This is a genomic window from Halonotius roseus (assembly GCF_006861655.1).
GTDB classification, from domain to species: Archaea; Halobacteriota; Halobacteria; order Halobacteriales; family Haloferacaceae; genus Halonotius; species Halonotius roseus.
On record NZ_SESI01000001.1, the window covers coordinates 762,903 to 789,607 of the forward strand.

Annotated in this window: 31 protein-coding genes and 1 tRNA gene; 17 read left to right on the forward strand and 15 right to left on the reverse strand. The window is 61.6% G+C overall.

Features of this window, described 5'->3' with window-relative positions; all coding sequences use genetic code 11:
- Positions 1-10: 10 nt before the first annotated feature.
- Entirely contained in the window at positions 11-493 is a 483-nt protein-coding gene (locus EWF95_RS04010) for a DUF309 domain-containing protein (protein WP_142442768.1), read from the reverse strand.
- Between the two features lie 89 nt (positions 494-582).
- Here EWF95_RS04010 and EWF95_RS04015 point away from each other — a divergent pair.
- From EWF95_RS04015 to EWF95_RS04025, 3 genes are all read left to right on the forward strand, one after another.
- A tRNA-Leu gene (locus EWF95_RS04015) sits at positions 583-666 on the forward strand.
- 128 nt (positions 667-794) lie between these two features.
- The gene (locus tag EWF95_RS04020) at positions 795-1,382 is read left to right on the forward strand and encodes a hypothetical protein (RefSeq protein WP_142442769.1); all 588 of its coding nucleotides are present in this window, start codon (positions 795-797) and stop codon (positions 1,380-1,382) included.
- Positions 1,383-1,447: 65 nt separating this feature from the next.
- Positions 1,448-2,404, forward strand: coding sequence for an alpha/beta fold hydrolase (locus tag EWF95_RS04025; protein ID WP_142442770.1), 957 nt, complete (start codon positions 1,448-1,450; stop codon positions 2,402-2,404).
- On the opposite strand, the gene EWF95_RS04030 is transcribed toward EWF95_RS04025, so the two are convergent.
- The 3 genes from EWF95_RS04030 to EWF95_RS04040 are packed head-to-tail and all read right to left on the reverse strand — an operon-like array spanning position 2,398 to position 6,488.
- A complete protein-coding gene (locus EWF95_RS04030) occupies positions 2,398-2,682 on the reverse strand; it encodes a DUF7508 domain-containing protein (RefSeq protein ID WP_142442771.1) in 285 nt (94 codons plus the stop codon). The genes EWF95_RS04025 and EWF95_RS04030 overlap by 7 nt on opposite strands.
- Complete coding sequence (locus EWF95_RS04035; RefSeq protein ID WP_142442772.1) at positions 2,679-3,122, reverse strand: DUF5796 family protein; 444 nt, start codon at positions 3,120-3,122, stop codon at positions 2,679-2,681. Before EWF95_RS04035 ends, EWF95_RS04030 begins: the two co-directional genes overlap by 4 nt.
- Before the next feature lie 51 nt (positions 3,123-3,173).
- Positions 3,174-6,488 carry a BGTF surface domain-containing protein gene (locus EWF95_RS04040; protein ID WP_142442773.1) on the reverse strand — a complete coding sequence of 1,105 codons (3,315 nt, stop codon included), beginning with the start codon at positions 6,486-6,488 and terminating at the stop codon, positions 3,174-3,176.
- 137 nt (positions 6,489-6,625) lie between these two features.
- On the opposite strand from EWF95_RS04040, the gene EWF95_RS04045 reads away from it, so the two are divergent.
- Complete coding sequence (locus EWF95_RS04045; RefSeq protein ID WP_142442774.1) at positions 6,626-6,955, forward strand: zinc ribbon domain-containing protein; 330 nt, start codon at positions 6,626-6,628, stop codon at positions 6,953-6,955.
- A gap of 32 nt (positions 6,956-6,987) precedes the next feature.
- Here EWF95_RS04045 and EWF95_RS04050 read toward each other — a convergent pair whose 3' ends face one another.
- Positions 6,988-8,271, reverse strand: a complete 1,284-nt coding sequence (locus EWF95_RS04050) for a hypothetical protein (protein ID WP_142442775.1) — start codon at positions 8,269-8,271, stop codon at positions 6,988-6,990.
- Positions 8,272-8,429: 158 nt separating this feature from the next.
- Between EWF95_RS04050 and EWF95_RS04055 the strand changes: the two genes are divergently transcribed.
- Genes EWF95_RS04055 through EWF95_RS04070 form a run of 4 tightly spaced genes read left to right on the forward strand, consistent with a single transcriptional unit; the run spans position 8,430 to position 10,324 of the window.
- A complete protein-coding gene (locus tag EWF95_RS04055; RefSeq protein ID WP_142442776.1) occupies positions 8,430-9,329 on the forward strand; it encodes a shikimate kinase in 900 nt (299 codons plus the stop codon).
- Entirely contained in the window at positions 9,326-9,619 is a 294-nt protein-coding gene (locus tag EWF95_RS04060; RefSeq protein WP_142442777.1) for a chorismate mutase, read from the forward strand. The genes EWF95_RS04055 and EWF95_RS04060 overlap by 4 nt, the downstream gene beginning before the upstream one ends.
- 48 nt (positions 9,620-9,667) lie before the next feature.
- Entirely contained in the window at positions 9,668-9,898 is a 231-nt protein-coding gene (locus tag EWF95_RS04065; RefSeq protein WP_142442778.1) for a hypothetical protein, read from the forward strand.
- 9 nt (positions 9,899-9,907) lie between these two features.
- Positions 9,908-10,324 (forward strand): PIN domain-containing protein, encoded by a 417-nt coding sequence (locus tag EWF95_RS04070; RefSeq protein WP_142442779.1) that lies wholly within the window; start codon positions 9,908-9,910, stop codon positions 10,322-10,324.
- A gap of 20 nt (positions 10,325-10,344) precedes the next feature.
- On the opposite strand, the gene EWF95_RS04075 is transcribed toward EWF95_RS04070, so the two are convergent.
- The 7 genes from EWF95_RS04075 to EWF95_RS04105 all read right to left on the reverse strand — a co-directional run bounded on the left by EWF95_RS04075 (position 10,345) and on the right by EWF95_RS04105 (position 16,479).
- Positions 10,345-11,244 carry a DMT family transporter gene (locus tag EWF95_RS04075; protein ID WP_142442780.1) on the reverse strand — a complete coding sequence of 300 codons (900 nt, stop codon included), beginning with the start codon at positions 11,242-11,244 and terminating at the stop codon, positions 10,345-10,347.
- A gap of 81 nt (positions 11,245-11,325) precedes the next feature.
- A complete protein-coding gene (locus tag EWF95_RS04080) occupies positions 11,326-12,006 on the reverse strand; it encodes a carbonic anhydrase (protein ID WP_142442781.1) in 681 nt (226 codons plus the stop codon).
- Positions 12,007-12,084: 78 nt separating this feature from the next.
- On the reverse strand, positions 12,085-12,534 hold the full coding sequence (locus EWF95_RS04085) for a Rieske (2Fe-2S) protein (RefSeq protein WP_142442782.1): 450 nt from the start codon (positions 12,532-12,534) through the stop codon (positions 12,085-12,087).
- Positions 12,535-12,585: 51 nt separating this feature from the next.
- Positions 12,586-13,566: an aminotransferase class IV gene (locus EWF95_RS04090; protein WP_142442783.1), complete on the reverse strand. Its 981-nt coding sequence runs from the start codon at positions 13,564-13,566 to the stop codon at positions 12,586-12,588.
- Positions 13,559-14,188, reverse strand: coding sequence for an anthranilate synthase component II (locus EWF95_RS04095; protein ID WP_142442784.1), 630 nt, complete (start codon positions 14,186-14,188; stop codon positions 13,559-13,561). Before EWF95_RS04095 ends, EWF95_RS04090 begins: the two co-directional genes overlap by 8 nt.
- Positions 14,185-15,741, reverse strand: coding sequence for an anthranilate synthase component I family protein (locus EWF95_RS04100; protein WP_142442785.1), 1,557 nt, complete (start codon positions 15,739-15,741; stop codon positions 14,185-14,187). The genes EWF95_RS04095 and EWF95_RS04100 overlap by 4 nt, the downstream gene beginning before the upstream one ends.
- A gap of 69 nt (positions 15,742-15,810) precedes the next feature.
- On the reverse strand, positions 15,811-16,479 hold the full coding sequence (locus EWF95_RS04105; RefSeq protein WP_142442786.1) for a helix-hairpin-helix domain-containing protein: 669 nt from the start codon (positions 16,477-16,479) through the stop codon (positions 15,811-15,813).
- Between the two features lie 190 nt (positions 16,480-16,669).
- Here EWF95_RS04105 and EWF95_RS04110 point away from each other — a divergent pair, with 190 nt between their 5' ends.
- Positions 16,670-17,479 (forward strand): DUF7847 domain-containing protein, encoded by an 810-nt coding sequence (locus tag EWF95_RS04110; protein ID WP_142442787.1) that lies wholly within the window; start codon positions 16,670-16,672, stop codon positions 17,477-17,479.
- Positions 17,480-17,528: 49 nt separating this feature from the next.
- On the opposite strand, the gene EWF95_RS04115 is transcribed toward EWF95_RS04110, so the two are convergent.
- Positions 17,529-18,335, reverse strand: a complete 807-nt coding sequence (locus tag EWF95_RS04115) for a shikimate dehydrogenase (protein WP_142442788.1) — start codon at positions 18,333-18,335, stop codon at positions 17,529-17,531.
- A gap of 104 nt (positions 18,336-18,439) precedes the next feature.
- Here EWF95_RS04115 and EWF95_RS04120 point away from each other — a divergent pair, with 104 nt between their 5' ends.
- The 4 genes from EWF95_RS04120 to EWF95_RS04135 all read left to right on the forward strand — a co-directional run bounded on the left by EWF95_RS04120 (position 18,440) and on the right by EWF95_RS04135 (position 21,780).
- Positions 18,440-19,879: a D-aminoacyl-tRNA deacylase gene (locus tag EWF95_RS04120; protein ID WP_142442789.1), complete on the forward strand. Its 1,440-nt coding sequence runs from the start codon at positions 18,440-18,442 to the stop codon at positions 19,877-19,879.
- A gap of 30 nt (positions 19,880-19,909) precedes the next feature.
- Positions 19,910-21,082, forward strand: a complete 1,173-nt coding sequence (ftsZ, locus tag EWF95_RS04125; RefSeq protein WP_142442790.1) for a cell division protein FtsZ — start codon at positions 19,910-19,912, stop codon at positions 21,080-21,082.
- 87 nt (positions 21,083-21,169) lie between these two features.
- Entirely contained in the window at positions 21,170-21,343 is a 174-nt protein-coding gene (locus EWF95_RS04130) for a protein translocase SEC61 complex subunit gamma (protein WP_120101148.1), read from the forward strand.
- A complete protein-coding gene (locus EWF95_RS04135) occupies positions 21,343-21,780 on the forward strand; it encodes a transcription elongation factor Spt5 (RefSeq protein ID WP_142442791.1) in 438 nt (145 codons plus the stop codon). Before EWF95_RS04130 ends, EWF95_RS04135 begins: the two co-directional genes overlap by 1 nt.
- Positions 21,781-21,812: 32 nt before the next feature.
- Here EWF95_RS04135 and EWF95_RS04140 read toward each other — a convergent pair whose 3' ends face one another.
- Positions 21,813-22,109, reverse strand: coding sequence for a DUF7565 family protein (locus EWF95_RS04140; RefSeq protein ID WP_142442792.1), 297 nt, complete (start codon positions 22,107-22,109; stop codon positions 21,813-21,815).
- A gap of 122 nt (positions 22,110-22,231) precedes the next feature.
- Between EWF95_RS04140 and EWF95_RS04145 the strand changes: the two genes are divergently transcribed.
- Positions 22,232-22,966 carry a PHP domain-containing protein gene (locus EWF95_RS04145; RefSeq protein ID WP_142443144.1) on the forward strand — a complete coding sequence of 245 codons (735 nt, stop codon included), beginning with the start codon at positions 22,232-22,234 and terminating at the stop codon, positions 22,964-22,966.
- A gap of 9 nt (positions 22,967-22,975) precedes the next feature.
- Here the strand turns inward: EWF95_RS04145 and EWF95_RS04150 are convergent, their stop codons facing one another.
- On the reverse strand, positions 22,976-23,470 hold the full coding sequence (locus EWF95_RS04150; protein WP_142442793.1) for a metal-dependent hydrolase: 495 nt from the start codon (positions 23,468-23,470) through the stop codon (positions 22,976-22,978).
- 316 nt (positions 23,471-23,786) lie between these two features.
- Here EWF95_RS04150 and EWF95_RS04155 point away from each other — a divergent pair, with 316 nt between their 5' ends.
- From EWF95_RS04155 to EWF95_RS04165, 3 genes are all read left to right on the forward strand, one after another.
- On the forward strand, positions 23,787-24,890 hold the full coding sequence (locus EWF95_RS04155; RefSeq protein ID WP_142442794.1) for a pyridoxal phosphate-dependent aminotransferase: 1,104 nt from the start codon (positions 23,787-23,789) through the stop codon (positions 24,888-24,890).
- Between the two features lie 70 nt (positions 24,891-24,960).
- Positions 24,961-26,136, forward strand: coding sequence for an ArsA family ATPase (locus EWF95_RS04160; RefSeq protein WP_142442795.1), 1,176 nt, complete (start codon positions 24,961-24,963; stop codon positions 26,134-26,136).
- A gap of 48 nt (positions 26,137-26,184) precedes the next feature.
- On the forward strand, positions 26,185-26,697 hold the full coding sequence (locus EWF95_RS04165; RefSeq protein WP_142442796.1) for a helix-turn-helix domain-containing protein: 513 nt from the start codon (positions 26,185-26,187) through the stop codon (positions 26,695-26,697).
- Positions 26,698-26,705 lie beyond the last annotated feature (8 nt).

Below are 26,705 nucleotides of genomic sequence, written 5' to 3' on the forward strand. Positions count from 1 at the left end.
GATCGGCGGACTACTCCAGTTCCTCGGCGTACGCGTAATCCGCCGGGTAGGCCGTCGAACTCTCGCCGTCGACGGTGAGCTGCCAACCCTCAACAAGCGTTGGTTCTGTTTGGGCCGACCGGATTGTTGTTCGGATGTCAGAGAGGGCAACCCCGTAGAAATCATCCGGGACGCCATGGAGATACTGATCGGCCGTGCGAAACAGCGACCGCATCCCGTCATCATCCTCGAAATCGACGTGTTTGTAGACGCCGGCGGCGACCTGTACCATCCCGTGGAGAAACGCGCTTTCGGTGGTGCCACTGCCGTAGTTGTACCACTCATCCTCGAAACAGTCGTGGGATTCGTGGTAGGCACCGTCGTTGAACAGTCGAACCCCGTGTTCGACCGCGCGGCGGAGCGTGGCGTGTTCCCACCGGCGGTCAGACTGTCGCCAGCCGGTGGGGTTACCGAGCGGCGGAGCGACGCCCGGATCGCGGGTGTGGTCATCCATACCGCTGCTTTGTGACCGACAGACAAAGGCGTGGCTGCTGGGGAAAACCGACGCGTTAAACAGGATCGCCGTGGTAGTGCCGGCCGCGTGCGAGGGTAGCCAAGCCGGGAAACGGCGGCGGACTCAAGATCCGCTCCTGTAGAGGTTCGTGGGTTCAAATCCCTCCCCTCGCATCGCCGGGATCACTCCCGTGATGCGGAAGACCGCTCTTGAGCGTTCTTCCCTCGCAAAATTTTTGTGATCATGTCAAATGAATTATCACGTGCGTTAGATTTAATTTAACATCGTGAAATAACAAAGTATGATAACTCGTCGAAAGCTGATCGCCGGTGCTAGTACGGTTGGGGGAATTACACTGGTAGCTGGATGCAGCGGGGGTACGCAAGGAAGCAATAACAGTCAGACAGAAACCAAAGAACAAGAGAGTAACGAAACTGACAACAATGATGATCAAGAATCAGTAGAAACAGATCAAATTGGCTCTGAAATATTTGTCCAAAATACGTCTTTTTCATACGCATTTTCCGGCGGCCTCAGTTCGGTAGTCGAGGTAGTAAACAACAGGGAGCAAGGAAGTGGTAGTGTTGAAGTAAACATTCTAATTGAGGCATACGACGGTGAGACAAAACTAGGTGAAGATAATTCATGGCAGAGAGTTGAAGCAACAGCTGGAGAATCAGAGTACGATGAAAATATTGGAGAGAATGATGAATATTATAATCGTTATGCAGAAGAATTTGAATTAAATATCGAAGAAATTTCACAGACAGCAGAGCATTCTATCGACGACGTAACAGAGGTTGTAATTTACGGACGAACACGAGACGCAGAGTCTGTCCGGGTTACCACCGTATCTGGATCAGAGCTTCGAGATCGTGTTGATAGTTAGATATTTTATCCATAGCAGATAGTTGTCGGTGTCAATTATAACTATCTCGCCGCCCAACTACTGCTATGTCGCTCCGCAAGCTCCTCGCCGGATCCGTTTTCGGTGGCGGCGTGCTGGCTGCTGTCAACCGCCACCTCCAATCGACGGCGACCGACCTCCCGCCGGCCCTCAACGGCGAACAACACACCTACCGCTGGCGCGGGATGGACATCGCCTACACCGAAGCGGGAGACCCAGAGAATCCGACGCTGGTCATGCTCCATGGGATCAATGCCGCCGGCTCAAGCGGTGAGTTCCGGGCAGTCTTCGACGACCTTGCCAACGACTACCATGTCATCGCACCTGACCTCCCTGGCTTCGGCTGCTCGGATCGCCCGCCGTTGCGGTACTCCGCGACCCTTTATACGGAGTTCGTCGGCAACTTTCTCGCTGAGTATGACGAACCGTCAGTGATCGCCTCGTCGCTATCGGCGGCCTACACGCTGGACGCACTCGCAAGCGATCCGGATCTCTCGGTTCGTGATCTGTTGTTGATCTGTCCGACCGCGATTGCCGGCCCTGAACCACCCACCCAATGGCTCCGGGAGCTGTTCCGACTACCGCTTGTCGGGGCTGGGCTGTTCAATCTTGTCGCCTCGAAGCCCTCGATCCGGTATTTCAACGCGGATCATGGCTACTACGAGATGAGTAAGGTAACCGACGACTGGCTGGAGTACGAATGGCAGACGGCCCACCAGCCGAACGCCCGGTTTGCACCTGCCTCGTTCATTAGCGGCTTTCTCAACGCCGATCTCGATCTCGTCGACGCTATCGCTGCCCTCGATGTCGAACCAACGATCCTCTGGGGCCGTGAAGCCGAGATCACACCGCTATCACAGGGCCGGGAGCTGGCGGCCGAGGCGGACGTGCCGCTTGTCGTCTTTGATCGCAGCAAACTGCTACCGCATGTTGAATTCCCAGCGGAGTTCACCACACTCGTTGCCGACCAGTTTTCGGGGGCTGCTGACCGGGGCGACTACTGATCGAGCTGCTCGGCCAGCAGCTGTTCGGCGTGGGGCTTGTTGTTCGCAAGCTCCCACCGAATCTGTGTTGGCTCGCCGACCGTGTGGGCGTCGGCAGTGTAATGGAAGTTTGTGCCCTCACCGTACGCCAGCAGCTCCCGCAGCTCGTCCGGCAACGCTCCGATCCCAAAGCCAATCGTGTTGCCGTCGGCGTCGCCGACCTCATAGAGCGCGTACCGATCCGGAGCGTTAGGAACGATCGACCGATCAAGCTCACGCCACTGTTTGCGGAGGCTCATTTATCCAGCTCCGAGTCAGGAACGAACTCGTAGCTCTCCTCGCCCCAATCGTCTTCGACAAAAACGAAGACGCGACCACGAGCAGTTTCCGGGTCGGCTTCGATCGTCGTTCTGTGGTCACCGCTCCGGCGCACCGTGACGCCTGGGAACACTTCCTCTGTGTCGCCGTCGTCTAAGAGAATCCGGCCGACGCCGGTGTCTTCAAGGATCTTATCGTGGGTTTTGAGATCGTTGACGTAGAGCATGACACCCTCTGTTTCAGTCGGGTCAGTGACAAGGAGATGGGTTTCTTTCCCTGGATTCGTTGTGAGCGAGCCACTGACCTTTGTTGGGGCTCCCCGGTACATCGTCGTCCGGCCATCAGCGTAGGTGACGACGACGCCTTCCGGCCGGAGTTCGACGCCGAGTGTTCGGGGAGCAACGTCGCTGTGGACTGGCATTGTATCAGTATACACGTGGGAGTCGAAAAAGACCGCCGGTATACGCCGGTATTACGCCCAGTAGCCAAGCACGTGTGCGGTTCCGGTGAGAGCAGCACCAAGGGCAACATCTCGGCCACTGACGCCGACAAGACCAAATATTCCGCTCGGATCAGTGTTCCCATCGTTCTCATTGGGAGACTCGTTGTCGTCAAGTGGGCTGCTTGTGGTCGCCGTGTTGGTGTCTTCGCTTGTGATCGTTGCTCCGCTGGCAGGTTCGGTTACCCGAAGGTCGCCCGTCTGTTCGTCATCATCGGTTTGAACAGTGTATTCGTACGTGCCAACCGGGAGCGTCACAAACTGTTCAGAGAGATCGAGTGTTGCGCTGCCGTTTCCACTCAATCTGAGCGACTCGTTGCGGATCGGTTCGCCGTCGATGCTAAAGTGAACCACCTGTTGGCCCGTAAGCTCACCGGTGTTGTTGATTGTCGCTTCGATCGCGCCGAGTGACGATCGCTGTTGTACTTCAACCGGTGTAGTGAGATTGGTTATCTGATAGTTTGCGATGTTATCGATATCATCAACCACACGAACATCTCGTCGATCAACAACACGATTATCAGGGAGACGGCCCGCCGTGTAGAACTCGGCTGTGACCCGGTCGCCTGAGTCAAGCGCGGAGAAGTCAGCTGATGCAGTGAATGTCCGATCATCCTCGATGATAACCTCCTCGATGGTCACAAGCTCGGGATCAGGCCGGCTCTGATCGATAAACTGAATCGTTGCTTCAGTTCCTGGTGCCATGGTCGTCGAACCAAGGATCTGGCCATCGCTTTCACTCGGTACGATTAGTTCGTCATCCACCGTTGTGCGACCGTACTGGATGGATGGCTCCATGTATTCAATCGTGCTGTTGACCGATACCGTCGTATCGCTGTCACCGAAATACGGGAAATGTTCAACGCCATCGTTTGGGGAAACTGCAGGGTTAAATGGCGGCGGTTGCTGACCTTGTCCAACAGTTTGATACAGATATCTTTCACCAGCAGGAGATTCGTACCTGGTCTCAAATTCCATCACGTCACCGTACGAGGGAGCCGAGAACGCTTCACCGCGGGTGTCGACGACGATATACAACCCGCCGATCTCAGTGTTTTCGCCGATTTGACTTTCGTTTGCCCACTGATCCGTTGTCTCATCAGGGATCACATAGAGATCACCACTACTGGCACCGTCGAAGCGTAGATCAGATTCAGTGTTTTCTGCCCCATCGTAATACCACGTTGAAAGATCCATCTCGACGCCTTCGGGGCGATTCAATAGGCGCGCGATATCGTCAGCAGGTATTGACTCAGGTGTCGAGTCGGTCGTCAGATCAATACCTGTGGCACCGGTGAAACCAGTTGCTTGCAGTTCGATCAACAGGCGCTCGCCAGCCGCGATCGTGTTCGATTCGGTGGCTTCCTCCGAGGAACCAGCAACATCCTCCTCATTTGCGGATGCGGGTGGGAGTACGTACGTATTGACAGCCTCCAACTGCGGCTGGGTGAGCACAAGGTTCGATCGACCGATTGGACTGCTGAATGTAGGCGCGCCATCTTCAATTATTACTTGACCGTTTGCACCGGCCAAGAGCCGGTATCGCCCTGTCTGTAGCGGTGTGGAACGAGGGCTGATCCCGACGTTCTCCCGGAAGTCGGCCAACGTTGACGCACCTTGGAATGAGACGTTTTCGAACACACCATCGGGTTCAGCATCGGCTCCGAGTTCGTGTGCGTAGCTCGTGACGCCCTCGCCGTAGGCCCGACTAGAGTTAACATTCGTCCCGACAAGTCGAGTATTAATCATTGTTGCATCCTCTTCAACATAGAGAATATCAAAATACTGAGTGGGTGTACCGTCGCCGTTTGTATCACCACCAATGAGCATATATTCACCATTGGTGGAGATCTCCACGAACCCACCCGCAGGAGCTCTGTAGACTGGTTCGCCGATCGCACCGACTGCATCGGGGTTCACCTCACTCGTAAGGCTGATCGCATCTTTTTCGATCGTTGTTGTTGTTCTACCGACTGTGTCCTCAGCGTCAAGTCGTACGTCGTATTGACCGTCTATAAGACTGGGATCTGCAGGGATGCTGAGTGTTGCGTCATTCGCTTCTGAGGATACCGTGCTCTCAGAAACCACATCGCCGTTGGGATCAACAATGGACAATGTTACCGTCTCAACTACTGAGGCAGAAACACCATCATAGGAAATTGATACTTCTTCACCGCCTGTAAGCGTTTTCGGTGAAATAGTAGTTATACGAGGATTGATCTGTCTAAATGCTCCGGTAACTTCCTTACTCTCGCTGTCGGGTGCACCTGTTCGAACCGTGATTTCCTTCGTAAATCCAGGAGATGAACTATTAGTGAAATCTACTTCCTCTGATTCACCAGCGTTGAGACTGATTGTTTGCGATTCTGTTTGAGCACCATCAACCCACAGCTCTACTACTTGTTGGCCTACATCGAAATTAGCTTGATTTTCTATCGTCGTCTCAATATTAATTTCGTTATCGTCACGATCATAATAAGATCTATCAATACTAACAGCACCTGTATTCGGAACCGTAACACTCGCGGTTTGCGTATCGCCATCTTCACCCGTAATATAATTCTCTGTTGTCAGTTCATACGTATATTCGCCAGGAACTTGCTCTATATTTCTGTTTCGTGTTATTTCGTTCGGAGGAAAACTACTTTGTGCATCCGTACCGCTGAGTGTTTCTTGAAGGGGTGTTACTTGCTGTCCGGGTGCTACTTGTCCCGGCACTTTTGGTATAACTATTATTTCTTCGTTATTTTCTATTGTGATATTTGTTGTATTTTGCTCACTTCCAATATTTTGTATTGTATAATTTAATGCCACATTATTCCCAGTAGTCGACTCCTGATATTCGGCGGTGAAATCGACGATATCGAATTCGCTCCAGAGTACATCAACCTGTGTAGAATTAGTATCATCAGGCGTTCGTACGGTTGGGAAGATTTCTCTGGTTGGGCGTTCAGGTGTATCTTCCCATTTCAACGTTATTTCTCTTGAGTTGAATGGCGGATTTGTCCCGAGTCGTATTCTAGTTCTGTTGATTTCTTCTCCTTCAGTATTTTCAAGAACGGCTTCTTTTGTTCCTGTATTTGATCCAACATTTGTCACGTTGAATGTGACATTCAAAGAGTCTCCCTCATCAATACTCCCACCTGAGTCAGTCGTAATATTAACTACTCTAAAATCACCATTCGAAGATTGTGCAGCAGTAGCGGAGGTCATGAAAACTAAACACAACACAAGGGCGACAACAGAAATCAAGCACAACCGCTTGGTGCTGGTAGCTACTGTCTGCATGATATGACTACTTAACTTATTCACTAAGAGGTAATAAATTGAAGGATTAGATTCTCAAATTTTATATTTATCCCACTGACCAAGGTTGGTAGATGGAAGCGTTGATATGATGGTATGCCATCAAGCCAACAACGACCATGCCGGCGTGTGATAACTGTGGCACCGAGGTCGACGAGTCAGCCACATTCTGCCCAGACTGTGGTGAGCCACAGGATCAAGACACCAAGCGAAAGGTGATCATCGGTCGGGTGAGCTACGCTGTTGGGTTCGTGATCATCGTCGGTGGGCTCTCGGTACTCCCAGGGAACCTCGGCGGGGTACCGGTTGTTCTCGGTGGCATCCAGCTATTCCCGCCGAGTCGGCAACTCCTCGGTCGCGTGTTCGGCCGTCCCCCAAAAGTCTGGGCGAACGCCGTCTTCGCGCTCCTGTTTGTCCTCATCGGTGGCCTACTCATCTACCTACTGTAAGGCACGCTTACAACCAGCCGAAACCTGCGCTGTTATCCCCGTCGGAACAGCACCACTGTCAGTAGCGAAAGCATCGTCATCATCCCCCCGATGCCGGTCGGCCCGATCAATCCCGTTGACTCCTCGTCAGTCGAACTCCCGTCATCGCCGGAGACAGACTCCGAGCTCGTTTCCGGTTCAGGAGCGACGACAGTGAGCGTCCCGGTCGCCGACTCGCCGCCGGCACCGACAGCATACCGTTTGTCACCCGGCTCCTCGGGAGCGGTAAACGTCGCTGTGATCTCTGTCGACGCACCGCCGGCCAACTCCGTTCTGACCGTTTGTTGTTGGTCAGCGAACTCAAACGTCACAGCCTGGGTGTCGCTGCCGGGCCACTCGTTGGCGACCGTCGCCGACATCGTCACAGACTGGCCGGGGTCAACACGCTGCGGGAGTCGAAGTTGGGTGACGTTGAACGGCCCTGTCTCGACGGCACCGGTCGACAGCGAAGCTGTGTCCCGAACACCGGTATCAGTCACTTCAACCATGACCGCCTCCGGTAGTCGCTGTAGGCCGGCAAAGTCAGGCCGGAGCGAGCCATCAGAGAACCCTCGGAGGACGATCGTCTCCTCGTCAGCGTAGACCTCGTAGCTCTCGGCACCACGGGTAAACGGTCGGCGGTTCTCGAAGGGGCCGTTTTGATTCCGGAGGAATCGATCGTCCATGAACGCGGTCTCCAGTTGGGTGTAGTTGAGGTTCGGACTGGTCACGTTGACGTTGTAGCGAAGCCGGTTCGATCGCACCTCAAGCTCCCGATCAGAGCCGACCGCACTCGGCTCGCTTGCGGCCCATTCGACGGTCAGCGTCTGGATGAGTACCTCAAACGGGGTCGCCGCTTCGGTCGGCACGGTTCCGTTGACCCGGCCATCCTGGAAGGTGAGCGCGACATCCCGCTGGTCAGCCGGCAAAAGAACATAGGTGCCGTTGAGCTCGGTCGTTGAGAGGGTCTCAGTGTCTTCGTTGAGATCCACCTCTCGGACGAGATTGCCGAGTTCGTTGTCGTCAGCATCGTACGCGCGCAGATGTAGCGTCTCAACGGTCGTTCGGTTCGTCGCGTTGGCAAGCTCGCCGGTGACGTTTCCGAGACCAAGCTGCTGGCCCTGCCAGTAGACGCCACCATCGGTGAGTGTGGCGTCGGCCGCGCTCTCGGAGTCGTCAACATCGTAAACGGCAGCGGTATCCGCACCCTCGACTGCGGCGGCCGCGGAGCCGGCGGTGACACTCACCGCGACAAGGAACACCGCCACCAGCACCGCCACCCGCATCATGCGTGCCATCGGACTCACCAACTGGGCTGCCGTTCCGACCCGGTTGCGTGAACGATGCGACGAACATTGCACATATCTACCAGTTCGGTGCTGATCGTATATAACCGCTGTCCTGCCGAACGGGCCGAACCGCCACACCTTTCATCGCTGCACCCACCCATCCCGGTATGAACGGCGTCGCAACTGCACCCGGTGCCGGAACCGTACTCAACGCGTTGGCGACCGGGCAGGGCTCGGCGTTCGCTATCGATGTCGAGACGACGGCGACCGTCGAACTCGCGGCCGACGCTGAAACGGTGACCGGCGAGATCGCCGGCGCGACCGACGCCGACACCCGCCTGATCGAACGCTGTGTCGAACGCGTCGTCGACCGCTTCGGCGACGGCGAGGGCGGCACCGTCGCCACCGACAGCGAGGTGCCGATGGCCGCCGGACTCAAGAGTTCGAGCGCGGCCGCCAACGCGACCGTGTTGGCGACGCTCGACGCGCTCGATGTTGACGTTGTTGCCGATGCTGCCGCTGGTGACAGCGACGAGGTCGCTGGCGATACGATCATGAAACTCGATGCCTGCCGGATCGGCGTCGAGGCCGCCCGCGATGTCGGCGTCACGATCACCGGCGCGTTCGATGATGCCAGCGCGAGCATGCTCGGTGGCGTCGTCGTCACCGACAACACCGAGGACGCGCTGCTGGCCCACGAGAGCCGCGAGTGGGACGTGCTCGTCTGGACGCCGCCGGAGCGCGCCTACAGCGCGGACGCCGACGTTGATCGCTGTGAAAACGTTGCCGAGATGGCCGACCTCGTCGCCGAGTTAGCCCTCGACGGGCGGTTCGGCGAGGCGATGACGGTCAACGGGCTTGCCTACTCGGCCGCGCTGGATTTCGACACCGACCCGACCGTCGAGGCCATGCCGCACTGTCACGGCGTCTCGCTGTCCGGCACCGGCCCGAGCGTCGTCGCCGTCGGCGATGAGGCGTCGCTGGCACCCGTCCGCGAGCTGTGGGCCGACCGCGACGGCACGCTGATCGAGACGACGACTCGACCGACTGGAGCATCCATCCAATGAGTACCAACACCGAACCCGACGAGATGAGTCTGGAGGAACTGCGCGAGGAGATCGAATCGATCGATCGGGAGATCGTCGAACTGATCGCCCGCCGAACCTACGTCGCCGAGACGATTGCGGATGTCAAAGCCGAGCGCGATCTGCCGACGACCGACGAAAGCCAGGAGGACGCGGTGATGGAACGCGCTGGCGACAATGCCGCTAAGTTCGACCTCGACTCCAACCTCGTGAAAACGGTTTTCCGGCTGCTGATCGAGTTGAACAAGGTCGAACAGCGCGAGAGTCGGTGACTCCAACCACCGGAACACACAATATTCTGTGCCAACATAGCTTTCTGTATGCCCAGTATCACGGTCAACGTCGATGATGACCTCAAAGATCGGATGGAGCAGCATCCGGAGATCAATTGGAGCGAGGTCACGCGCCAAGCCATTCAGGAGAAAATCGAGACGCTCGATGTAATGGCCGAACTCACGTCCGGCAGCGAACTCACCGAAAGCGACGTGGCGGAGATCGCCGACCGGATCAACGAGAGCGCGCACGACCGCGTTGAATTCGAGTCGGAATAGCCTCAACCGATGAAACTGGTCGTCGATGCCAACATCGTCATTTCCGCGCTCATCGCCGATTCGAAGACGCGTGAACTCCTCGTCACACTCGAACCGAACCTCCTCACGCCGGGCTTCGTTCACGACGAGATCGAGAACTACACGGAGTTGATCGCCGAGAAATCCGGAATGAGCCTGGATCGCGTCGAACAGTTCATCGACCTACTGTTTCAGTACATTGAGGTCGTTCCTGCCCGCGAGTTCCATTCTTCTATCGAGGCAGCCGAAGCGGCTATCGGCGAAACCGATCCAGACGACGTGTTGTACGTCGCTTGTGCGCTCGCCACTGACGCGGCCGTCTGGAGCGACGACACTGATTTCGACGAACAGACTGTCGTCGATACCTATTCAACGAGCGACGTACTCGACGCCTTTGAGACGCGCTGACGACCGAACGGGCGATCCGATCAGCCAATCCGCTCCCGGATCGTCGCCTGCTTCAACAGCAGAAAGCCGGTGAGGATGACGAGGAAGCCGGCAATGGCAGCGACATCGAGCGATTCATCGAGGACGACCCATCCCGACAGAGCGGCAAACACGGGAACGGCATACGAGACGAGGTTGATCTCGATGGCTCCGAGGCGGTCGAGCAGATCGAAGTAGACCACGTAGCCGACCGCGCTGGCGAACACCGCCAGATACACCACCGTTAGGATCGCCGCTGGCGTGACGGCAACGTCGCCAACGGATTCCGAGGGGAGGCCAGCACTCATCGCATGCAACAACAGGGCACCCAGCGCGGTCGACCACGCGACCATGCCCTCGGTGCCGATGTCGCTGTCGACGCGCTGGACGAGGACGCTACCGAGGGCGACACAGGCCGCCGCCAGCAGGACGAACGCCGGTGCGATGAAATCGGCGGCGAGCGGGCCCGCCGATTCGGGAAAGGCGACCAATCCGACGCCGAGAAAGCCGAGCAGGAGTCCCACCGTTTCGATCCCGCCGAGTCGTTCCTGTGGGAGCAAGACCCGCGAGAACCCGGTTGCGAGGATCGGGTTCATCGCGATGAGGATGGCGGCGACGCCGCTGGTGACGCCCTGCTGGCCAATGAAGAGCAAGGCGTTGTACAGCGCGATGATAAGCGTCGCGCCGACGAGGACGGTCAGCCAGTCGGCGCGGCTTCGGGGTCGCCACTCGCCGGTCGTCGCGGCCACGTAGCCGAGCAGCAACACCGCGGTCACGTCGTACCGCACCGCCGCGAACAACACCGGCGGCATGAATTCCAAGCCGAGTTTGATCGCCATGAACGAGGTGCCCCAGAGAAACGACAACAGAAGAAACAGTCCGCCGTCGCGTGTGGAACTCACAGTCGGGCTTTGGTGAGGGGCCTGATAAATGAGTTGCAGCGCGGGACAGCGAGTCGGTGGGGCGGTTGCGTCGCAGCGGGCTCAGTACTCCCAGAGCCGTTCGATCCGGTCGTCGATTTCGGGGTGGGCTGCCTGTAGTGTGTCGACATCGGTTTCGCCGTCGATGTTGATGACGTGCACCTCGCCGCGTTTGCCGTCGTACTGATCCTGAAAGTCGTAGACGACGCCGATAGCGGTCACGTCGTCGGACACGTCGTCGCTGTCGAGGAGGTGTTCGACCTGTCGGTCGACGTTGTACTCGACGAGTCGGTTGATCGCCGCCTCGCGTGAGATGTCCTTCGGGAGCCGTTCAACGCCGGGCGCAAGGTGTGGTTTCAGCAACCCGAGACTGTGTTCGATGCCGGTCGGTTCGTCGAGCCCGTTGGTGAGATCCTCGTAGGCGGCGGTGACCGCGCCACAGCTGGTGTGGCCGACGACGATGGCGATCTCGGTGCCGGTGTGGGCGATGGGATAGAGCACGTCCCCGGAGACGGCGGTACCCTCCTCAGTCTGCTGAATCACGCGGTTGCCGATGTTGCCACAGCTGAAGAGTTGCCCCGGTTCGGTATTATTCCACATCGCATCCTGCAGCACACGAGAATCAGAACAGCAGACAGTGACCGCACTCGGTGCTTGCCCGTCTTGTACGTCATCAAACCGACTGTCGAACTGCTCGGCGTGCTCGGCGTTGGCGGCCAACAACCCGGTAACAAAGTCGTCCATAGATACCTATCTCACGGACGGCTCATATAGGTTAGCTCATATAGGTTAGCTGACCTTCCGCGTGCGACGGGTTTCCGGTCAAAATTCGCGGTTCGATTTCGACTCCAGATCCGTCGGGTCGGTCTCGATCCCGCCGCGGCCGACGAACTCGTAGTCGTCGTCAGTCAGTCTGACCACGCCGTCCTCGACCGCGAGGTCGACTTCGCTGAGGAACGCGCCCTCACAGGGGCCGAAATTACAGAACCCGGTGTCGGACTCGAAATACGCGCCGTGGTTGGTGCAGATAATCTCGCCGTTGCGCATCTCCGCGCCCGAGCCTTTGTCGAGTTTGATGTGGCGGAAGTGTTGGCAGTAGTTGAGCCAGCCGACGACCCCCTCGTCGTCTTTGATCATGATCGCCTCTTGAATCTCGCCGGATTCCCTGTCGGCGGTCTGTCGAGTGTCGGCGTCGGTCGGTCGCACGCGAAACAGGAACGTCGTCTCCTCCGGCACCTCCCCAACCGGCGCGATCTGCCCGTCGGCACTCATTGGGCGTCGGTAGCGACCCCGGCGGTTTAAGCCCACAGTTCCCGGCAGCGATCAGCCGTAATACTCGCGTTCGACACGGGCGGCAAACAGTCGGGCGAGCAGTGTCGTTACCGGCCCGGCACTCGCCAGCGGGTCAGCGTCGCTGCCGTCGCTGGCGATGTCGCCGTCGTCGCCGCTCCGCTGTTCGTTGCCGTCGACCCCCTCATCGCCGCTGATCTCAAGCCCGTCGACGACATCGACCGGCCGGATCTCCCACGTCGAATTAGTTAGGAAAACCTCGTCGGCGTTGCGGATGTCGTCGGGGGTGTACTGGCCGGTTTCGACCGGAATCCCCTCGTCGTCGGCGATATCGAGGACGACGCGGCGCGTGATGCCCGGCAGGACTGGGCCGTCGAGACTCGGCGTGCGGAGCGCGTTGTCGCGGACGAAAAACAGGTTGCTCGTCGCGCCCTCTGCGACGTGGCCGTCGGTGTCGAGCATGATCGCCTCGTCGGCCTCGGTCACCCTGAGTTCGAGCCGGGCGAGAATCCCGTTGAGATAGTTGTGGGTTTTCGCCCGCGCCGGGATCGCGCTGTCGGGGACGCGCTTGGTTTTGACCGTCTGCAGCGTCGCCGGTTCGTCCCAGACCGGCTGGCCGTCGCTGCCGCCGCGGGGCAGCGGCTTGACGATGATGACGACCGTCGGATCGACCGTCTCGGCAGGAGTGAGTTTGCCGGGTTGGACGCCGCGGGTGATCGACAGCCGGACGTAGGCGTCGCGCAGTTCGTTTGCGGCGAGCGTTTCGTCGATGCGGGCGCGGAGTTCGTCGTCGCTGATACCGTGATCCAGCTGCAGTACCGAACACGTCTCAGCCAGCCGGTCGGCGTGGGCCTCCCACGCGAAGATTTCGCCGCCGTAGGCGCGCATCGTCTCGAAGGCGGCGTCGCCGTACTGGAAGCCGCGGTCGCGGACGTTGACGCTGGCTTCTTCGGCCGGCACCAACTCGCCGTCGACGTGATAACGGACTTCATCCTCACGCTCGCTATCAGTCATGTGCCGCACACACCTCGACGAAGTTTTCGACCATACCTTTCCCCGCGTCGGTCAGAATGCTTTCGGGATGGAACTGGACGCCGAACTGCGGTCGCTCGCGGTGGCGGACGCCCATGACGACCTCGCGTTCGTCGGTCGTGTGGGCGGTCTCGATGAGGGCGTCGGGGAGATCGCCGCGGTCGACACACAGCGAGTGGTAGCGGCCGACGCTGAGTTCCGCCGGCAGACCGTCGAACAGCCCCGCGCCGTCGTGAGTGATCGTCGACGACTTCCCGTGGACGACGCTGGGTGCGTGCCCGACGCGGGAGCCGCGGGCTGCACACATCGCTTGGTGGCCGAGACAGACGCCGAAAATCGGGCAGTCGAGGTCGAACACGTCCATCGAGACACCCGCCGAGGCGGGGGTTCCGGGCCCCGGCGAGAGGACGATCCCGTCGGGATCGATCTCGCTGATGCCGTCGAGATCGACGGCGTCGTTGCGCCGAACGGCCACCTCGCCGGCGAACTCGCCGACGTACTGGACGAGATTGTAGACAAAGGAGTCGTAGTTGTCGACGACGAGGATTCGCGGGCCGCCGGCGACGTTGCCGTCAACAAGCCCCACCGGCTTCGTCACGCTCATTTCGCGGCCTCCTCGACGGTCAGCCGGCCGGCGGCCAGCGCGTCGTCGATGGCGGTCACCAGCGCGCGGCCTTTCGCCAGCGTCTCCTCGTACTCGGCGTCGGGTTCGGAATCGTGGACAACCCCCGCGCCGACCCGGAGGTAGTATTGGTCGCGGTGGCGGGTGAGCGTGCGGATGATGATGTTGAGCGTCGCCCGGCCGTCGAAGCCGAACGCCGCCATGCTCCCGGTGTAGGGGCCGCGCCGCGTCGCTTCGAGTTCGTCGATGATTTCTAACGTCTTGGGCTTGGGCGCGCCGGTGACGGTGCCACCGGGGAACATCGCCGCGACGGCGTCGGCCAGCGAGCACTCTTCGCGGAGCCGGCCCTCAACCTGGGAGACGAGATGCATCACCTCGGCGTAGCGGTCGATCCGGCGGTATTCGCTCACCTCAACGGAGCCGAAGTCGCTCACCTTGCCCAAATCATTGCGTTCGAGATCGACCAACATCGCGTGTTCGGCGCGCTCCTTCTCGTCGCCGCGGAGATCGGCCTCGAAGGCGTCGTCGGTCGTTGTGGTCGACCCGCGCGGTCGGGTGCCGGCGATGGGTTCGGTTCGCAGGCGGTCGCCATCTCGCTCTAAGAGGAGTTCCGGGCTGGCACTGACGAGGTCGAGCCCGCTCCACCGCTCGTCGCCTCGGCCCGAAAACTCGATCAACCCCGAGTACGGCGCGGGGTTCACCTCGCGCAGCGCGTCGTAGGCGTCGACCGGGTGGACGGCTGCGGGCGCGCTCAGCCGTTGGGAGAGGTTCGTCTGAAACGTGTCGCCGTCGCGGATGTATTGCTTTATTTTGCGGACGCTGTCGGCGAAGGCGGCCGCGCCGGTGTCGCTCGTGAACGTGGCGTCGTCGGCGTCGACCGGCGGCCGGCCGACCGCCTGATCGCCGTCGACCGCGGCGGCCGCCAGCGACGACGCCCGCTCGACGGCCGACTCGTAGATCGCATCGAGATCGCCGTCCTCCGCGTCGCTCGGAATCCGTGGACAGCAGGTGATCCGCAACGTCGTTTCGTCGTCGTCCTGCGGGGCCTGCCATGCAGCCACACAGTCGTAGACGCCGACCTGTAGCTGCGGGAGTCCGCGATCATCGACTGCGTCGCCGTCCAGCGTTTCGAGTTCGCGGGCAATATCGTAGGAGAGCCAGCCGAACGCGCCACAGGGATACGGTACCTCGCAGTCGCCGCGAACCAGCGTTTCGTCGGCGAGCAGGCCGTCGAGTGCCGCCAGCGACGCGGATCGGTGTGTCCCGTCGGCGTCGGCGATGACGCCGTCGGCGACGACGGCCTCGGGGCTGACCGTCAGTCGCTCGACCGGTTCGACTGCAAAATAGCCCCACCCCGGCTGGCCGCCCGTCGTCTCGAAAAAAACGCCGCCCGGCCCCTCGCGGGCGCGACGGTAGGCCGCAAACGGATCGGTGACCGACAGCCGGAGTTCGACCGGGACGCGTGCCTCCGGCGGGGCGTCGGCAGCCAGCGAGCGGAACGACGCTCGCTCGGAGACGACGGTCGGCGGTTCCATACACAGCCCCTGTCGCCGCCAGCGGGTAACAGTTTCGTGATTTGCCACGCCGGGTTCCCGCCGCGGTCGTTACTTCTCGGCGGCGCGGTCGATCCAGTTGCTCACGGTTTTCGGCGAGACGCTGATCGCCTCGCCGATCTCCTCGGCGTCGCCTTCGGCTAACTCGGCGATGGAGGTGATCCCGGCGTCGTGGAGTCGCTCGCTGTAGGCCGGGCCGATCCCCTTGATCGAATCCAACGGCTCGTCGCTGTAGTCGTCCGCGTCGTCGTCGGCTGTTTCGTCCGCGTCAGTGTCAGCGGTGTCGTCCTCGGCAGTATCGACTTCCTCGGTTTCGTCCTCGTCGGTGTCGACATCCGATTCGATACTGTCGTCAGCATCGACATCGGGGGCTTCCGCCTCCGATTCCGCATCGTCGGCATTCGGTTCTGGCTCAGCATCGTCGACATCGATCTCGGGGTCGGTATCGGTGGTTGCTGCTGGTTCATCGTCGAGATCTGCCTCCTGCTCGTCCTCGCTGCCCTCGTCAGCTACGGGTTCCGGCTCTTCGCCAGCGTCGTCGGTCGGTTCGTCCTCGATGACCGGCTCCGCTTCGGGATCGGCCGCCGCGTCGCCGGTGGTCGCGTCGCCACCGGCCGGCTCGTCGGGGTCGTGTTCGACCGTGACCGTCGTTTCCGCCTCACGGTCGTCGGAGCCGTCACCGATTCCAAGCATCGATTTCAGTTTGCTGAGTAGGGCCATTACCGATGAATACACGACGCCAGTATTTAAAAACCGGTCACACTCCCGACAGACAAGACCGTCGGCAGGCTCGCTGGTAGGCTGTTCCTACCGGATCGTGCTGCACTGTGTTCGGCTTGTGACTCCGTCGGTGCCGTCACCGAACACGACAGTTCAAAGCGTTCATATATCGGCACCCGAATCGCCATACATGGCCGCAATCAGGTCCCTGAAACCAGCCATCGGGAGTCTCGTTCGCAATCCAATTATCATCGTTGTGGCTGCGGTCGTCGCCCTCCTTCAGCTGCCGCAGCTGCTCGCGCCGACAACGTCGCCGCTGCTTTCGACGGTCATTTCGCTTGTGATGAGCGGTGCGTTACTCCTCTTTCTGCCCTTCTATCAGGGCGGCATCATCGGCATGGCCGACGAATCTCGCACCGGCACGACGAGCATCGGGACGCTGATCCAAGCCGGAAAATCGAACTACGTCTCGCTGCTGTTGTCGTACGTCGTCGTGCTCGCCATCGGGGTCGCCTTCGGGATCATCGTGGCGATCTTCGCGGTCATCGGCGGCGTCGGGCTTGTCGCCGGCGGCGGCCAACCGAGCCCCGCGATCCTCGCGGTCGGCGGCCTCGTCGGCCTCTTGCTTGTCGTGGGCTATCTCGGCGCGATGGTGTTCATCCAGTTTTACGGCCACGAGATCGTGCTCAACGACGCCGCTGTCGCCGAGGGGTTCAAACGGAGTGTCACCCTCGTCCGCGAAAACCTGCTGAGTGCGATCGGCTACAGCCTGCTCATGTTCCTCGGCGGCGGCCTCATCGGAGCCGTCAGCGCGGTCACCTCCTTCCTCGTCGCCCCCCAGGAGCCGTTCGGGTCGGTCGTCCCCGAGCTGTCGCTGCCGGTGGTGATCGGGGCTGGCGTGGTCTCGATCCTTGCGACCGCCCTTCTTGGGGCGTTCTACGCGACATACTCGGTGACGTTCTACCGCGATATCGCCGGCTCGTCGTACGCGCGGCTCTGATATCGTCGCTGCACCTTGCTCGTCCCGTCGCTGCACTTACTCTACGGCCTCAGTTCAAGGCCTCACGAAGTGCGTCGTGCATCGCGTCGATCGGTGCGTCCTCGCCGGTCCATCGCTCGAAGGCCTCCACGCCCTGGAACAGCAGCATCCACAGCCCCTGGATCGTCGTCGCCCCCGCGGCGTCGGTCTCCCGTAGCAAGCGAGTTTCCCGCGGTGTATAGACCGCATCAAGGACGGCCAACTCCTCGTGGAGCAACTCGGCGGGCACCGGCGTCTTGTCTTCCTCCATCCCGACGCTTGTCGCGTTGACCAGCAGGTCAGCCGATGGGAGCATCTCCGCTAAGCTGTCGAGGCCGCCGGCGGTCGCGCCATCGACCTCGTCGGCAAGCCCCTCGGCGCGCTCGACCGTCCGGTTGGCGATATGGACGCCGGCACCGGCGTCGGCCAGCGCGAACGCCGTCGCCCGGCCCGCACCGCCCGCGCCGACGACGACCGCTTCCGTGTTGTCGATGGCGACATCGTGGTGGGCAAACGAGCGCGTCACACCGGCCGCGTCGGTGTTGTACCCCTGCGGCGACCCGTCCTCTGGGAAAGCGACCGTGTTGACCGCGCCGATGCGCGCCGCCAGCGGGTCGGCCTCAACGATCTCAAACACGTCCTGTTTGAACGGGATCGTGACGTTGAGTCCGGCGATCCCGAGGGCAGCCGCGCCGTCGATCGCGCGTTCGATCTCGCTTTCGGCGGGTTCGAAGGTGACGTAGGTTGCGTCGATACCGCGTTCGTCGAAGCCGGCCGTCTGCATCGGTGGCGACACCGAGTGGCCGACCGGATTGCCGACGATTCCGTACACATCCATACACCGCCGTCGGGCGGCCAGCCCGTAAATTCTCTGTGTTCTTCGATCCGGTCGTGTGTGCCTCGATCCGGTGGCGTTTTGCTGATCGATCACCCAGCGGGGGTATGATCGGCATCGTCGTCAGCCGGGCCGATGAGGCCTCAACGCATCTCGGCGAGCAGCTTCGCGCCGTCGGCGAGTGGACTGCCCACGAGGATGGGAGCCGCGCTGACGGCGACGGCGGCGGCACCTACTACACGACCGAGGGGTTCGAACTCCGCGAATTTGACACCATCCACATCGAACTCGACGATCCCGCGCCGGCGTTTTCGACTCCTGACGACCTCGATTTTCTCGTCTTCGTCTCCCGGCACGCCGGCGACACCGGCCGGCTGCTGACCGCCCACGTCACGGGCAACTTCGGGCCGGCGGAGTACGGCGGCGCGGCCGGCAGCTTCGCTCGCGCCGCGCCCGGAGCCCACAAGGTCGTTGTCGACGCCCTCGGCGAGCACGCGCCCGACGACTACGAGGTCGGGATCGAATGCACCCACCACGGCCCGACAGCGTGTTCCACGCCATCGATGTTCGTTGAACTCGGCAGCGGCGAGGAGCAGTGGCAGGACGCGGAGGCCGCCCGCGCGATCGCTGAGGCTGTCCTCGATCTGGGCGGCACCGCCGCCGATCACCGCCCGGATGGCGTCGCCGACCCCCGCCACGTCGTCGGCTTCGGCGGCGGCCACTACACGCCGCGCTGTGAGCGAATTGTCACCGACACCAACTGGGCGGTCGGCCACATCGGCTCAGATTGGCAACTGGACGCAATGGGCGACCCGGCCGCCAACCGTGAGGTGATCGACGCCGCCTTCGCGGCGAGTGCCGCCGGGATCGCTGTCGTCGACGGCGAAAAGCCCGACCTGGAGGGCGTCATCGACGACCTCGGCTACCGCGTCGTTAGCGAGACCTGGCTCCGGACGGTCGGGACGCGCCCGCTCGCGGTCGTCGACGCCGCGGAAGCGGCGCTATCGACGGTCGCCGAGGGACTTCGGTTCGGCGATGTTAGTGTGACTGCTGACAACCCAACCGAGGCGTGGACGATCGTCTCGCTGCCCGACGACCTCATCGCGGCCGCAAACGGGATCGACACAGCGGCGACGCTGGCGGCGGTTGTCGAAACGACCGTCGCCTACGAGACGACCGAGGGGGCGACGCTGCCGGCCGGTCGCGCGCTCATCGCCGAGGCCGATGCCTTCGATCAGCTGATCGATCGGCTGGCCGAGCTGCTTGTGACCGAGTACGAATCGGTCGAACAGACCGCCGAGGGCGTTGTCTGCCGGGACACCGGCTTCGATCCCGGGAAGGCCGAAACGCTTGGCGTGCCGGAGGGACCGAAGTTCGGGCGGCTGGCCGCCGGCGAGACGGTGACGGTCAACGGCCGCGAGATCACCCCCGAGTCGGTCGAAAGCAATCGTGTCGAGCGGTTTTCGGTCGCCTGGCCCGCGGCGGAGACGGCCGACGCGGCGGCTGAAACCGTGTCAGACGGCCGGCTGACGAATGGGGAAAGATAAATAGGCTTGGTTCGCAAGCCACGCACAGTAATGGACTCTATCGTTGACGACGCCATCGACGAGGCCGAAGACACCGAGCCGGAGGCCGACAACAGCGAGTCGGCTAGCCCGCCCAGCAACCCCCAGTCAGGCTCGATGACAGACGAGGAGCTACAGGATGTTCTCGAAGACCTCCAGACCGACATCACCGTCGTCGGCTGTGGCGGCGGCGGCGGCAACACGGTCAACCGGATGGCCGAGGAGGGGATCCAGGGCGCGAAACTCGTTGCGGCCAACACCGATGTCCAGCACCTCGTTGACATCGAGGCCGACAGCAAGATCCTGATGGGCCAACAGAAAACCCAGGGCCGCGGCGCGGGCTCGCTCCCACAGGTCGGCGAGGAGGCCGCGCTTGAAAGCCAAGAGGAGATCTACGATGCCATCGAGGGCTCGGATATGGTCTTCGTCACGGCTGGCCTCGGCGGCGGTACTGGAACTGGTGCGGCCCCCGTCGTCGCCAAAGCCGCCCGCGACTCCGGCGCGCTCACGATTTCGATTGTCACGACACCCTTCACCGCAGAGGGCGAAGTCCGGCGCACGAACGCCGAAGCCGGCCTCGAACGCTTGCGGGACGTGAGCGATACGGTCATCGTCGTCCCCAACGACCGGCTGCTCGATGCGGTCGGCAAACTCCCCGTCCGGCAGGCCTTCCAGGTCAGCGACGAAGTCCTGATGCGTTCGGTGAAAGGAATTACCGAGCTCATCACCAAACCCGGTCTCGTCAACCTCGACTTCGCCGACGTGCGCACGGTCATGGAGAAAGGCGGCGTCGCCATGATCGGCCTCGGCGAGTCCGATTCGGAATCGAAAGCACAGGACTCGGTCAAAAGCGCGCTCCGCTCACCCTTACTTGATGTCGATATCTCCGGGGCGAACTCCGCGCTCGTCAACGTCACCGGCGGCAACGACATGGCTATCGAGGAAGCCGAGGGCGTCGTCGAGGAGATCTACGATCGGATCGATCCCGATGCCCGCATCATCTGGGGCACCTCCATCGACGAGGAACTGGAGGGCACGATGCGAACCATGATCGTCGTCACCGGCGTCGACTCCCCGCAGATCTACGGCAGCAGCGAGGCCGCCGCCGAGCAGGCCGAAACGGCCAACGCGCCGAGCGAGTCGGCAGCGGTCGACGATGACGACGACATCGACTTCGTCGAATAACGCCCTTCGGTTTTTGTGTTTGCTGGCGACGCGACCGCCGACGTGCATCAATAGATAAAAAAAGCCTCGCGTCGAACGTCGGGCAACATGGACGTTCCGTACGATCTCAACAGCTACGTGCGCGTGCTGAAACTGGCGAGTACGCCATCGTGGAACGAGTTTTCGCAGGTCTCGAAGATCGCCGGTGCCGGCATTCTGCTGGTCGGCCTGCTCGGCTTCATCATCTTTGCGATCATGAGCTTCATCCCCGGTGGTGTCTGATGGGTATCTACGCCGTCAAAACGACCGCTAGCCAAGAGCAGACGGTCGCCGATATGATCGCCACCAAGGAGGAAGACGAGATCCACGCGGTGCTCTCGCCGGACTCCCTCACGAGCTACGTGATGGTCGAAGCCGACGGGACAGCCGCCCTCGAACGCCTCTTCGATGAGATCCCCCACGCGCGATCGATCGTCCCCGGCGAGTCCGGGCTGGCGGAGGTCGAACACTTTCTCTCGCCGACCCCCGACGTTGAGGGGATCGCCGAGGGCGACATCGTTGAGCTCATCGCCGGCCCCTTCCAAGGCGAGAAGGCGCGTGTCCAGCGCATTGACGAGGGCAAAGATCAGGTGACCGTCGAGCTTTACGAGGCGACAGTGCCGATCCCGGTGACGGTTCGTGGCGATCAGATCCGCGTGCTGGACAGCGAGGAACGGTAGTTCCTCAAACCGTGCGAGCGGCACCCAGAAAATCAGTTGACAGCGTCGAGTTCGGCGACAACCGATTCGAGATCGGCCTCGGCTTCGATCTGTTCTTTGAGTTCTTCGCGTCGCCGCACAGCCTCAGAGTCGGCATCATACGCGCGAACGAATTCGGCACGGGTGTGTTCCTCGAAGGCGTGGCGGATCGCAAAATAGCCGTCAGGGACGATCGTCCCACAGACCTGACACTCGTGTTTTGTGTGTTCGGTGGTCTGGTGGTGGATCAGCTCCTCGACGGTCTCGGTCTGTGTCTCACAGCCGTCGATGCCACACCGCCATGCGCTCATATGTCGTGGTTGCGGTGGCCGCGGTATAACGATTGTTGTGCCGGCGGGCGACGAACCGATATCGACTAAGGGATGTGGGGAAACCATCGACCGTGAGCGACGCCGACCTGACCCGCGTCGACATGCACACCAAACTGCTCGATGAGCGTGTCGTCTCGCGGGCGAAACAGCGAGGGATCGATATCCTCGTCTACGCGCCGCATTTCACCCGCCTGCCGGAGATCAAGGCGACCGCCAACGAGTACAGCGACTCGGAGCTGCTCGTCGTCCCGGCACGGGAGGTGTTCACCGGCGACTGGAACAACCGCCGGCATCTGCTGGTGATCGGCCTCGACGACCCGGTGCCGGATTTCATCACCTTCGAGGGTGCGATGGCCGAGTTCGATCGACAGGACGCCGCGGTCGTGGTTCCCCATCCCGCCTTCATGAACGTCAGCCTCACCCACCCAGAGATCCGCGCGCATGCCGCCCGGATCGACGCCGTCGAGACATACTGCGCCAAGCTGTTTCCCTATCAGAACCGCCGCGGCCAGCGGATCGCCGCCGAACTCGATCTTCCGGGCTTTGGCTCCTCGTATGCCCATCTGCCGGGGACGGTCGGCGAGGCGTGGACGCGGTTCGACCGGAAGATCGAGTCGACCGACGCCCTTGTCGACGCACTCACAACCGATGTCGACCGGGAGGTGATCCACCGCGATGGGCTCGGCCACCGCGGCCGCCGACTGCTCGAATACGGCCATCTCGGCTACGAGAACAGTTGGAAGAAGATCGATCGCCTGCTGCTGTCGGGCGACGAGCCGACTCACCCGCGGAACTTACTCTATGAGGGTCGCTTTGATGACGTTCGTGTGTATTGATTTGGACGATTACAGTGGAATACTGAGCCCCATCTCAGCGGTGTAGGTCGTCACCTCGGGTACCACGTAGAACAGCACGCCAGCGAAGGCACCGACCTCCAAGATGGTGACCAGCACGGTCACGAGATCGGATTTGCTGCTGGAGACCGGGATCCCGACCGGGAGGTTGTACTCCGTCGACGACAGCGGGTAGAACAGCGCGATCCCGCGGGTGCTGCCGACGACATCGAGGATGTAGTGGGTCGTGATGCCGATCCAGACGTAGTTGAGGTTGCCCATGTAGATCGGCCAGGCGGCGAAGATCCCCAACACGAGGAGGTTGTGCAGCGTCTTCCGGTGTTTGCCGAAGGCGGTATCGACATCGGGGAACAGCGCGCCGAGTGTCACCGGTAATAGGAGTTCGACCATCATCCGCGCGGTCTCGATGGTGGCCGACGGCTCCAAAACATACCCCAATCCGATGCTCAACAGGACGGCGTTGAGCACGTGCCCACGTTTGTTCATCGAGTGGGTCAATACGGCCACGCTACGTGTATCTTTGTGATCTGCGCGCTCGCGGTATCCAGACGCGAACAGCCGAACAGGTGGATCGGCCGGCTGATCAACCGCACCCCTGGTGGACTGAAAGGGCGAGACGCGCTGGGCGAAGCCGGACGACGCAAGCACCGCAGCGAACGTAGTGAGCGAGGAGCACAGCGAGTCCCGCGAGCCGAGCGCGTCGAGGGCTTTCGATACCCACCACTCACACGCAACTCCTTGTCTGGACGCCTATCCGACAGAGTGACGAAAGACACAGGGCAGCGGCGCGTCAGCCGTCGGTATGGAGTATCAGACGCCGAAGTTCTTCCACGTCATGCAGTACGCCGACGCCGCCGACGGCGACACCATCGACATGGTCAGCGGCAACCCCGACTGGGAGCCGCCGACGGCGATCCGCGAGGGCCTCCACGAGTACGCCGACGGCGACGCCGACGAGTTCCAGTACCCGCCGAGCGACGGGCTCCGCCCGCTCCGCGAGGAGATCGCCGCCCGGCGCAACGTCGACGCCGGCCGCGTAGTCGTCACCAACGGTACCGGCGAGGCCAACTACCTCGGGATGGCCCGCGCGCTCGACGGCGACCGTGGCAACGAAGTCGTCCTCATCGACCCCGTCTACCCCTACTACCCCGGCAAGGCGTCGATGCTCGGCGGCGAGACCCGCTTGGTCGCCGCCGACCGCGACGGTAGCCTCGACACAGACGCGACCTGCGAGGCTATCAATGACGACACCGCGCTGGTCGTGCTCAACACGCCGAACAACCCGACCGGCGCGGTCTATGATCTCGATGCGGTCGAGGCGGTCGTCGAGACCGCCGCCGACCACGACGCGCTCGTCGTCGTCGACGAGGTCTACGATCACTTCGACTTCTCGGGAGAGTTCGAAAGCGCGCTGACACTCGACGCGGACAACGTCATCGTCACCAGCGGCGTCTCGAAGTCGATGGCGATCACGGGCTTTCGCGTCGGCTACGCGGTGTTTCCGCCCGCGCTCGTCGACGCCGCGAAAACCCGTCACATGCTCGTCAACGTGACGACCAGCCGCCCGGCCCAGCAGGCCGTCTATGAGGCCTATCGAGCAACCGATCCCGACTACTACGCCGACGCCCGCGACCGCCTCGAATCCAGGATCGAGACCTTCACCACCGCGCTCGACGCGGCCAGAGCTGACTACACCAGGCCCGACGGCGCGTTCTACGTCCTCGCGCGGTTCGACGGCTTTCCGGGGACGATGGCGAACGTGAAGACGCTGATCGACGAGGCCGGCGTCGCGGGGATGCCTGGGGCGACGTTCGGAACGGCCCGCGAGGCGTGGATTCGATTCGCGCTGGTCACGCCCCGCGTCGAGGCCGCTGCCGAGCGACTGGTCGACTATTTTGCTGATTGATAACTGATCGAGGCGTCGCCGACTACTCCCGACCGACGCCTACACAAGTCCCCGCTGTCTGGGGAAGGGTATGAGCGATATCGACGTTGAGGCGGTGGAAGAAGTCGACGACGAGGGCGAGGAGTCGGTTCCTGTCGAGGACGAGTCGGCGGCCGTTGAGCGCGACGACACCGAAATCGAAGTCACCGCGACGACGACCGACCTCCCCGATGGCGTCGACGCGCCCGAGTACGTGCTGTACGGCGGCAAGGGCGGCGTCGGCAAGACGACGATGGCCGCCGCGACCGCGCTATCGAGTGCGGCCGGCGGCGAGGCGACGCTGGTCGTCTCGACCGACCCCGCGCACTCGCTGTCGGACACGCTGGATACCGATATTCCCCCTCGCCCGACTCGCATCCGTGAGGAAATCCCGCTGTGGGCCGCCGAGATCGACCCCGACGCCGCGATGGAAGACGGTGTCTTCGGGGCCGACGGCGAGCCGATGGGCGGAATGGGTGAGATGGGCGACCAACTCGGGCCGATGGCGGAGATGCTCGGCGGGATCGACGATGACGACGAGGCGGGACTCGGCGCGATGATGGGGATGGGCGGTTCGATGCCAGGTGCGGACGAGGCGGCGGCGATGCGCCAACTGCTGGAATACCTCGACGACCCCCGATTCGACCGCGTTATCGTCGACACCGCACCGACCGGCCACACGCTGCGCCTGCTCCAACTCCCGGAGATCATGGACTCGATGGTCGGTCGGTTCATGAGCATCCGCCAGCGCATGAGCGGCATGGTCGACGGGCTGAAGGGAATGTTCGGTGGCGGGGGCGACGACCCCGAGCCTTCAGCCGATCTCGACGAACTCCGCGAGCGGATCGAACGCCTGCGTGCGGTGCTGCGCGATCCCGACCAGACTGATTTCCGGGTCGTGATGATCCCCGAGGAGATGAGCGTCGTCGAATCCGAACGCCTCGTCGGCCGCCTCGGCGAGTTCGGGATTCCGGTCCAGACACTGGTCGTCAACCGCGTCATGGAGAGCGTCGACGACATCACCGACGCCGAGATCGACCCCGAGTGGATCGTCACGCCGAACCTCGAAGACTGTGAGTTCTGTCAACGTCGCTGGCAAGTCCAGCAGGACGCACTACAGCGAGCGACTGATCTCTTCCGTGATCGGACGGTCAAGCGGGTGCCGTTGCTGGCTGATGAGGTGCGTGGGGAGGGCGCGCTGCGCGTTGTAGCGGCCTGTCTGCGGTAGTCGCCGAGCCAAAGCTATTTTCGTTACGTCGCGTTACATCTTGATACGATGGCGATCCCGAAAGACGAGTTCGACCGGCTCAAGAACCGCGACGACGACATCGTGGTCTACGAGCAGGGCACGAACGCCCACACGATCCTTCAGTTCCTTGCAACCCACTCTGAGCAGGCGTTCCCGCCGAAGGAGATCGCTGACGAAACCGGGATTCCATCGGGAAGCGTCCGCGGGACGCTCTCGCGGCTCGCCGAGACTGGGCTGGTCGAACACGCCGACAAATACTGGTCGATCAACGAGGCCGAACTCGCCACGCATCGGGCCGCGCTCGTGAGCCAACAGGCCATCGACACCGACCAGTACGGCGGCTACGACCGCGAGGCGGAAGCTGACAACGCCGCATATCCGATCTCCAACGACGAACTCCACGACCGTCTCGAAACCATCCAGCAGCACGTTGATGACGACGCGGTCGCTGAAACCGTCGAGACGATTCGGGAGGAAATTGCCGACAGGATCGCTGGACAGTGTGAGGCGTCCGTGAACCACGAACAGAAACAAGAGTGACGACGATC

Bases quoted from the DNA above. Each gene is read 5' to 3' on its own strand.
- EWF95_RS04010 (WP_142442768.1), bottom strand. From the start codon at position 493: ATGGATGACCACACCCGCGATCCGGGCGTCGCTCCGCCGCTCGGTAAC.
- EWF95_RS04020 (WP_142442769.1), top strand. From the start codon at position 795: ATGATAACTCGTCGAAAGCTGATCGCCGGTGCTAGTACGGTTGGGGGA.
- EWF95_RS04025 (WP_142442770.1), top strand. From the start codon at position 1,448: ATGTCGCTCCGCAAGCTCCTCGCCGGATCCGTTTTCGGTGGCGGCGTG.
- EWF95_RS04030 (WP_142442771.1), bottom strand. From the start codon at position 2,682: ATGAGCCTCCGCAAACAGTGGCGTGAGCTTGATCGGTCGATCGTTCCT.
- EWF95_RS04035 (WP_142442772.1), bottom strand. From the start codon at position 3,122: ATGCCAGTCCACAGCGACGTTGCTCCCCGAACACTCGGCGTCGAACTC.
- EWF95_RS04040 (WP_142442773.1), bottom strand. From the start codon at position 6,488: ATGCAGACAGTAGCTACCAGCACCAAGCGGTTGTGCTTGATTTCTGTT.
- EWF95_RS04045 (WP_142442774.1), top strand. From the start codon at position 6,626: ATGCCGGCGTGTGATAACTGTGGCACCGAGGTCGACGAGTCAGCCACA.
- EWF95_RS04050 (WP_142442775.1), bottom strand. From the start codon at position 8,271: ATGGCACGCATGATGCGGGTGGCGGTGCTGGTGGCGGTGTTCCTTGTC.
- EWF95_RS04055 (WP_142442776.1), top strand. From the start codon at position 8,430: ATGAACGGCGTCGCAACTGCACCCGGTGCCGGAACCGTACTCAACGCG.
- EWF95_RS04060 (WP_142442777.1), top strand. From the start codon at position 9,326: ATGAGTACCAACACCGAACCCGACGAGATGAGTCTGGAGGAACTGCGC.
- EWF95_RS04065 (WP_142442778.1), top strand. From the start codon at position 9,668: ATGCCCAGTATCACGGTCAACGTCGATGATGACCTCAAAGATCGGATG.
- EWF95_RS04070 (WP_142442779.1), top strand. From the start codon at position 9,908: ATGAAACTGGTCGTCGATGCCAACATCGTCATTTCCGCGCTCATCGCC.
- EWF95_RS04080 (WP_142442781.1), bottom strand. From the start codon at position 12,006: ATGGACGACTTTGTTACCGGGTTGTTGGCCGCCAACGCCGAGCACGCC.
- EWF95_RS04085 (WP_142442782.1), bottom strand. From the start codon at position 12,534: ATGAGTGCCGACGGGCAGATCGCGCCGGTTGGGGAGGTGCCGGAGGAG.
- EWF95_RS04090 (WP_142442783.1), bottom strand. From the start codon at position 13,566: ATGACTGATAGCGAGCGTGAGGATGAAGTCCGTTATCACGTCGACGGC.
- EWF95_RS04095 (WP_142442784.1), bottom strand. From the start codon at position 14,188: ATGAGCGTGACGAAGCCGGTGGGGCTTGTTGACGGCAACGTCGCCGGC.
- EWF95_RS04100 (WP_142442785.1), bottom strand. From the start codon at position 15,741: ATGGAACCGCCGACCGTCGTCTCCGAGCGAGCGTCGTTCCGCTCGCTG.
- EWF95_RS04105 (WP_142442786.1), bottom strand. From the start codon at position 16,479: ATGGCCCTACTCAGCAAACTGAAATCGATGCTTGGAATCGGTGACGGC.
- EWF95_RS04110 (WP_142442787.1), top strand. From the start codon at position 16,670: ATGGCCGCAATCAGGTCCCTGAAACCAGCCATCGGGAGTCTCGTTCGC.
- EWF95_RS04115 (WP_142442788.1), bottom strand. From the start codon at position 18,335: ATGGATGTGTACGGAATCGTCGGCAATCCGGTCGGCCACTCGGTGTCG.
- EWF95_RS04120 (WP_142442789.1), top strand. From the start codon at position 18,440: ATGATCGGCATCGTCGTCAGCCGGGCCGATGAGGCCTCAACGCATCTC.
- ftsZ (WP_142442790.1), top strand. From the start codon at position 19,910: ATGGACTCTATCGTTGACGACGCCATCGACGAGGCCGAAGACACCGAG.
- EWF95_RS04130 (WP_120101148.1), top strand. From the start codon at position 21,170: ATGGACGTTCCGTACGATCTCAACAGCTACGTGCGCGTGCTGAAACTG.
- EWF95_RS04135 (WP_142442791.1), top strand. From the start codon at position 21,343: ATGGGTATCTACGCCGTCAAAACGACCGCTAGCCAAGAGCAGACGGTC.
- EWF95_RS04140 (WP_142442792.1), bottom strand. From the start codon at position 22,109: ATGAGCGCATGGCGGTGTGGCATCGACGGCTGTGAGACACAGACCGAG.
- EWF95_RS04145 (WP_142443144.1), top strand. From the start codon at position 22,232: ATGCACACCAAACTGCTCGATGAGCGTGTCGTCTCGCGGGCGAAACAG.
- EWF95_RS04150 (WP_142442793.1), bottom strand. From the start codon at position 23,470: ATGAACAAACGTGGGCACGTGCTCAACGCCGTCCTGTTGAGCATCGGA.
- EWF95_RS04155 (WP_142442794.1), top strand. From the start codon at position 23,787: ATGGAGTATCAGACGCCGAAGTTCTTCCACGTCATGCAGTACGCCGAC.
- EWF95_RS04160 (WP_142442795.1), top strand. From the start codon at position 24,961: ATGAGCGATATCGACGTTGAGGCGGTGGAAGAAGTCGACGACGAGGGC.
- EWF95_RS04165 (WP_142442796.1), top strand. From the start codon at position 26,185: ATGGCGATCCCGAAAGACGAGTTCGACCGGCTCAAGAACCGCGACGAC.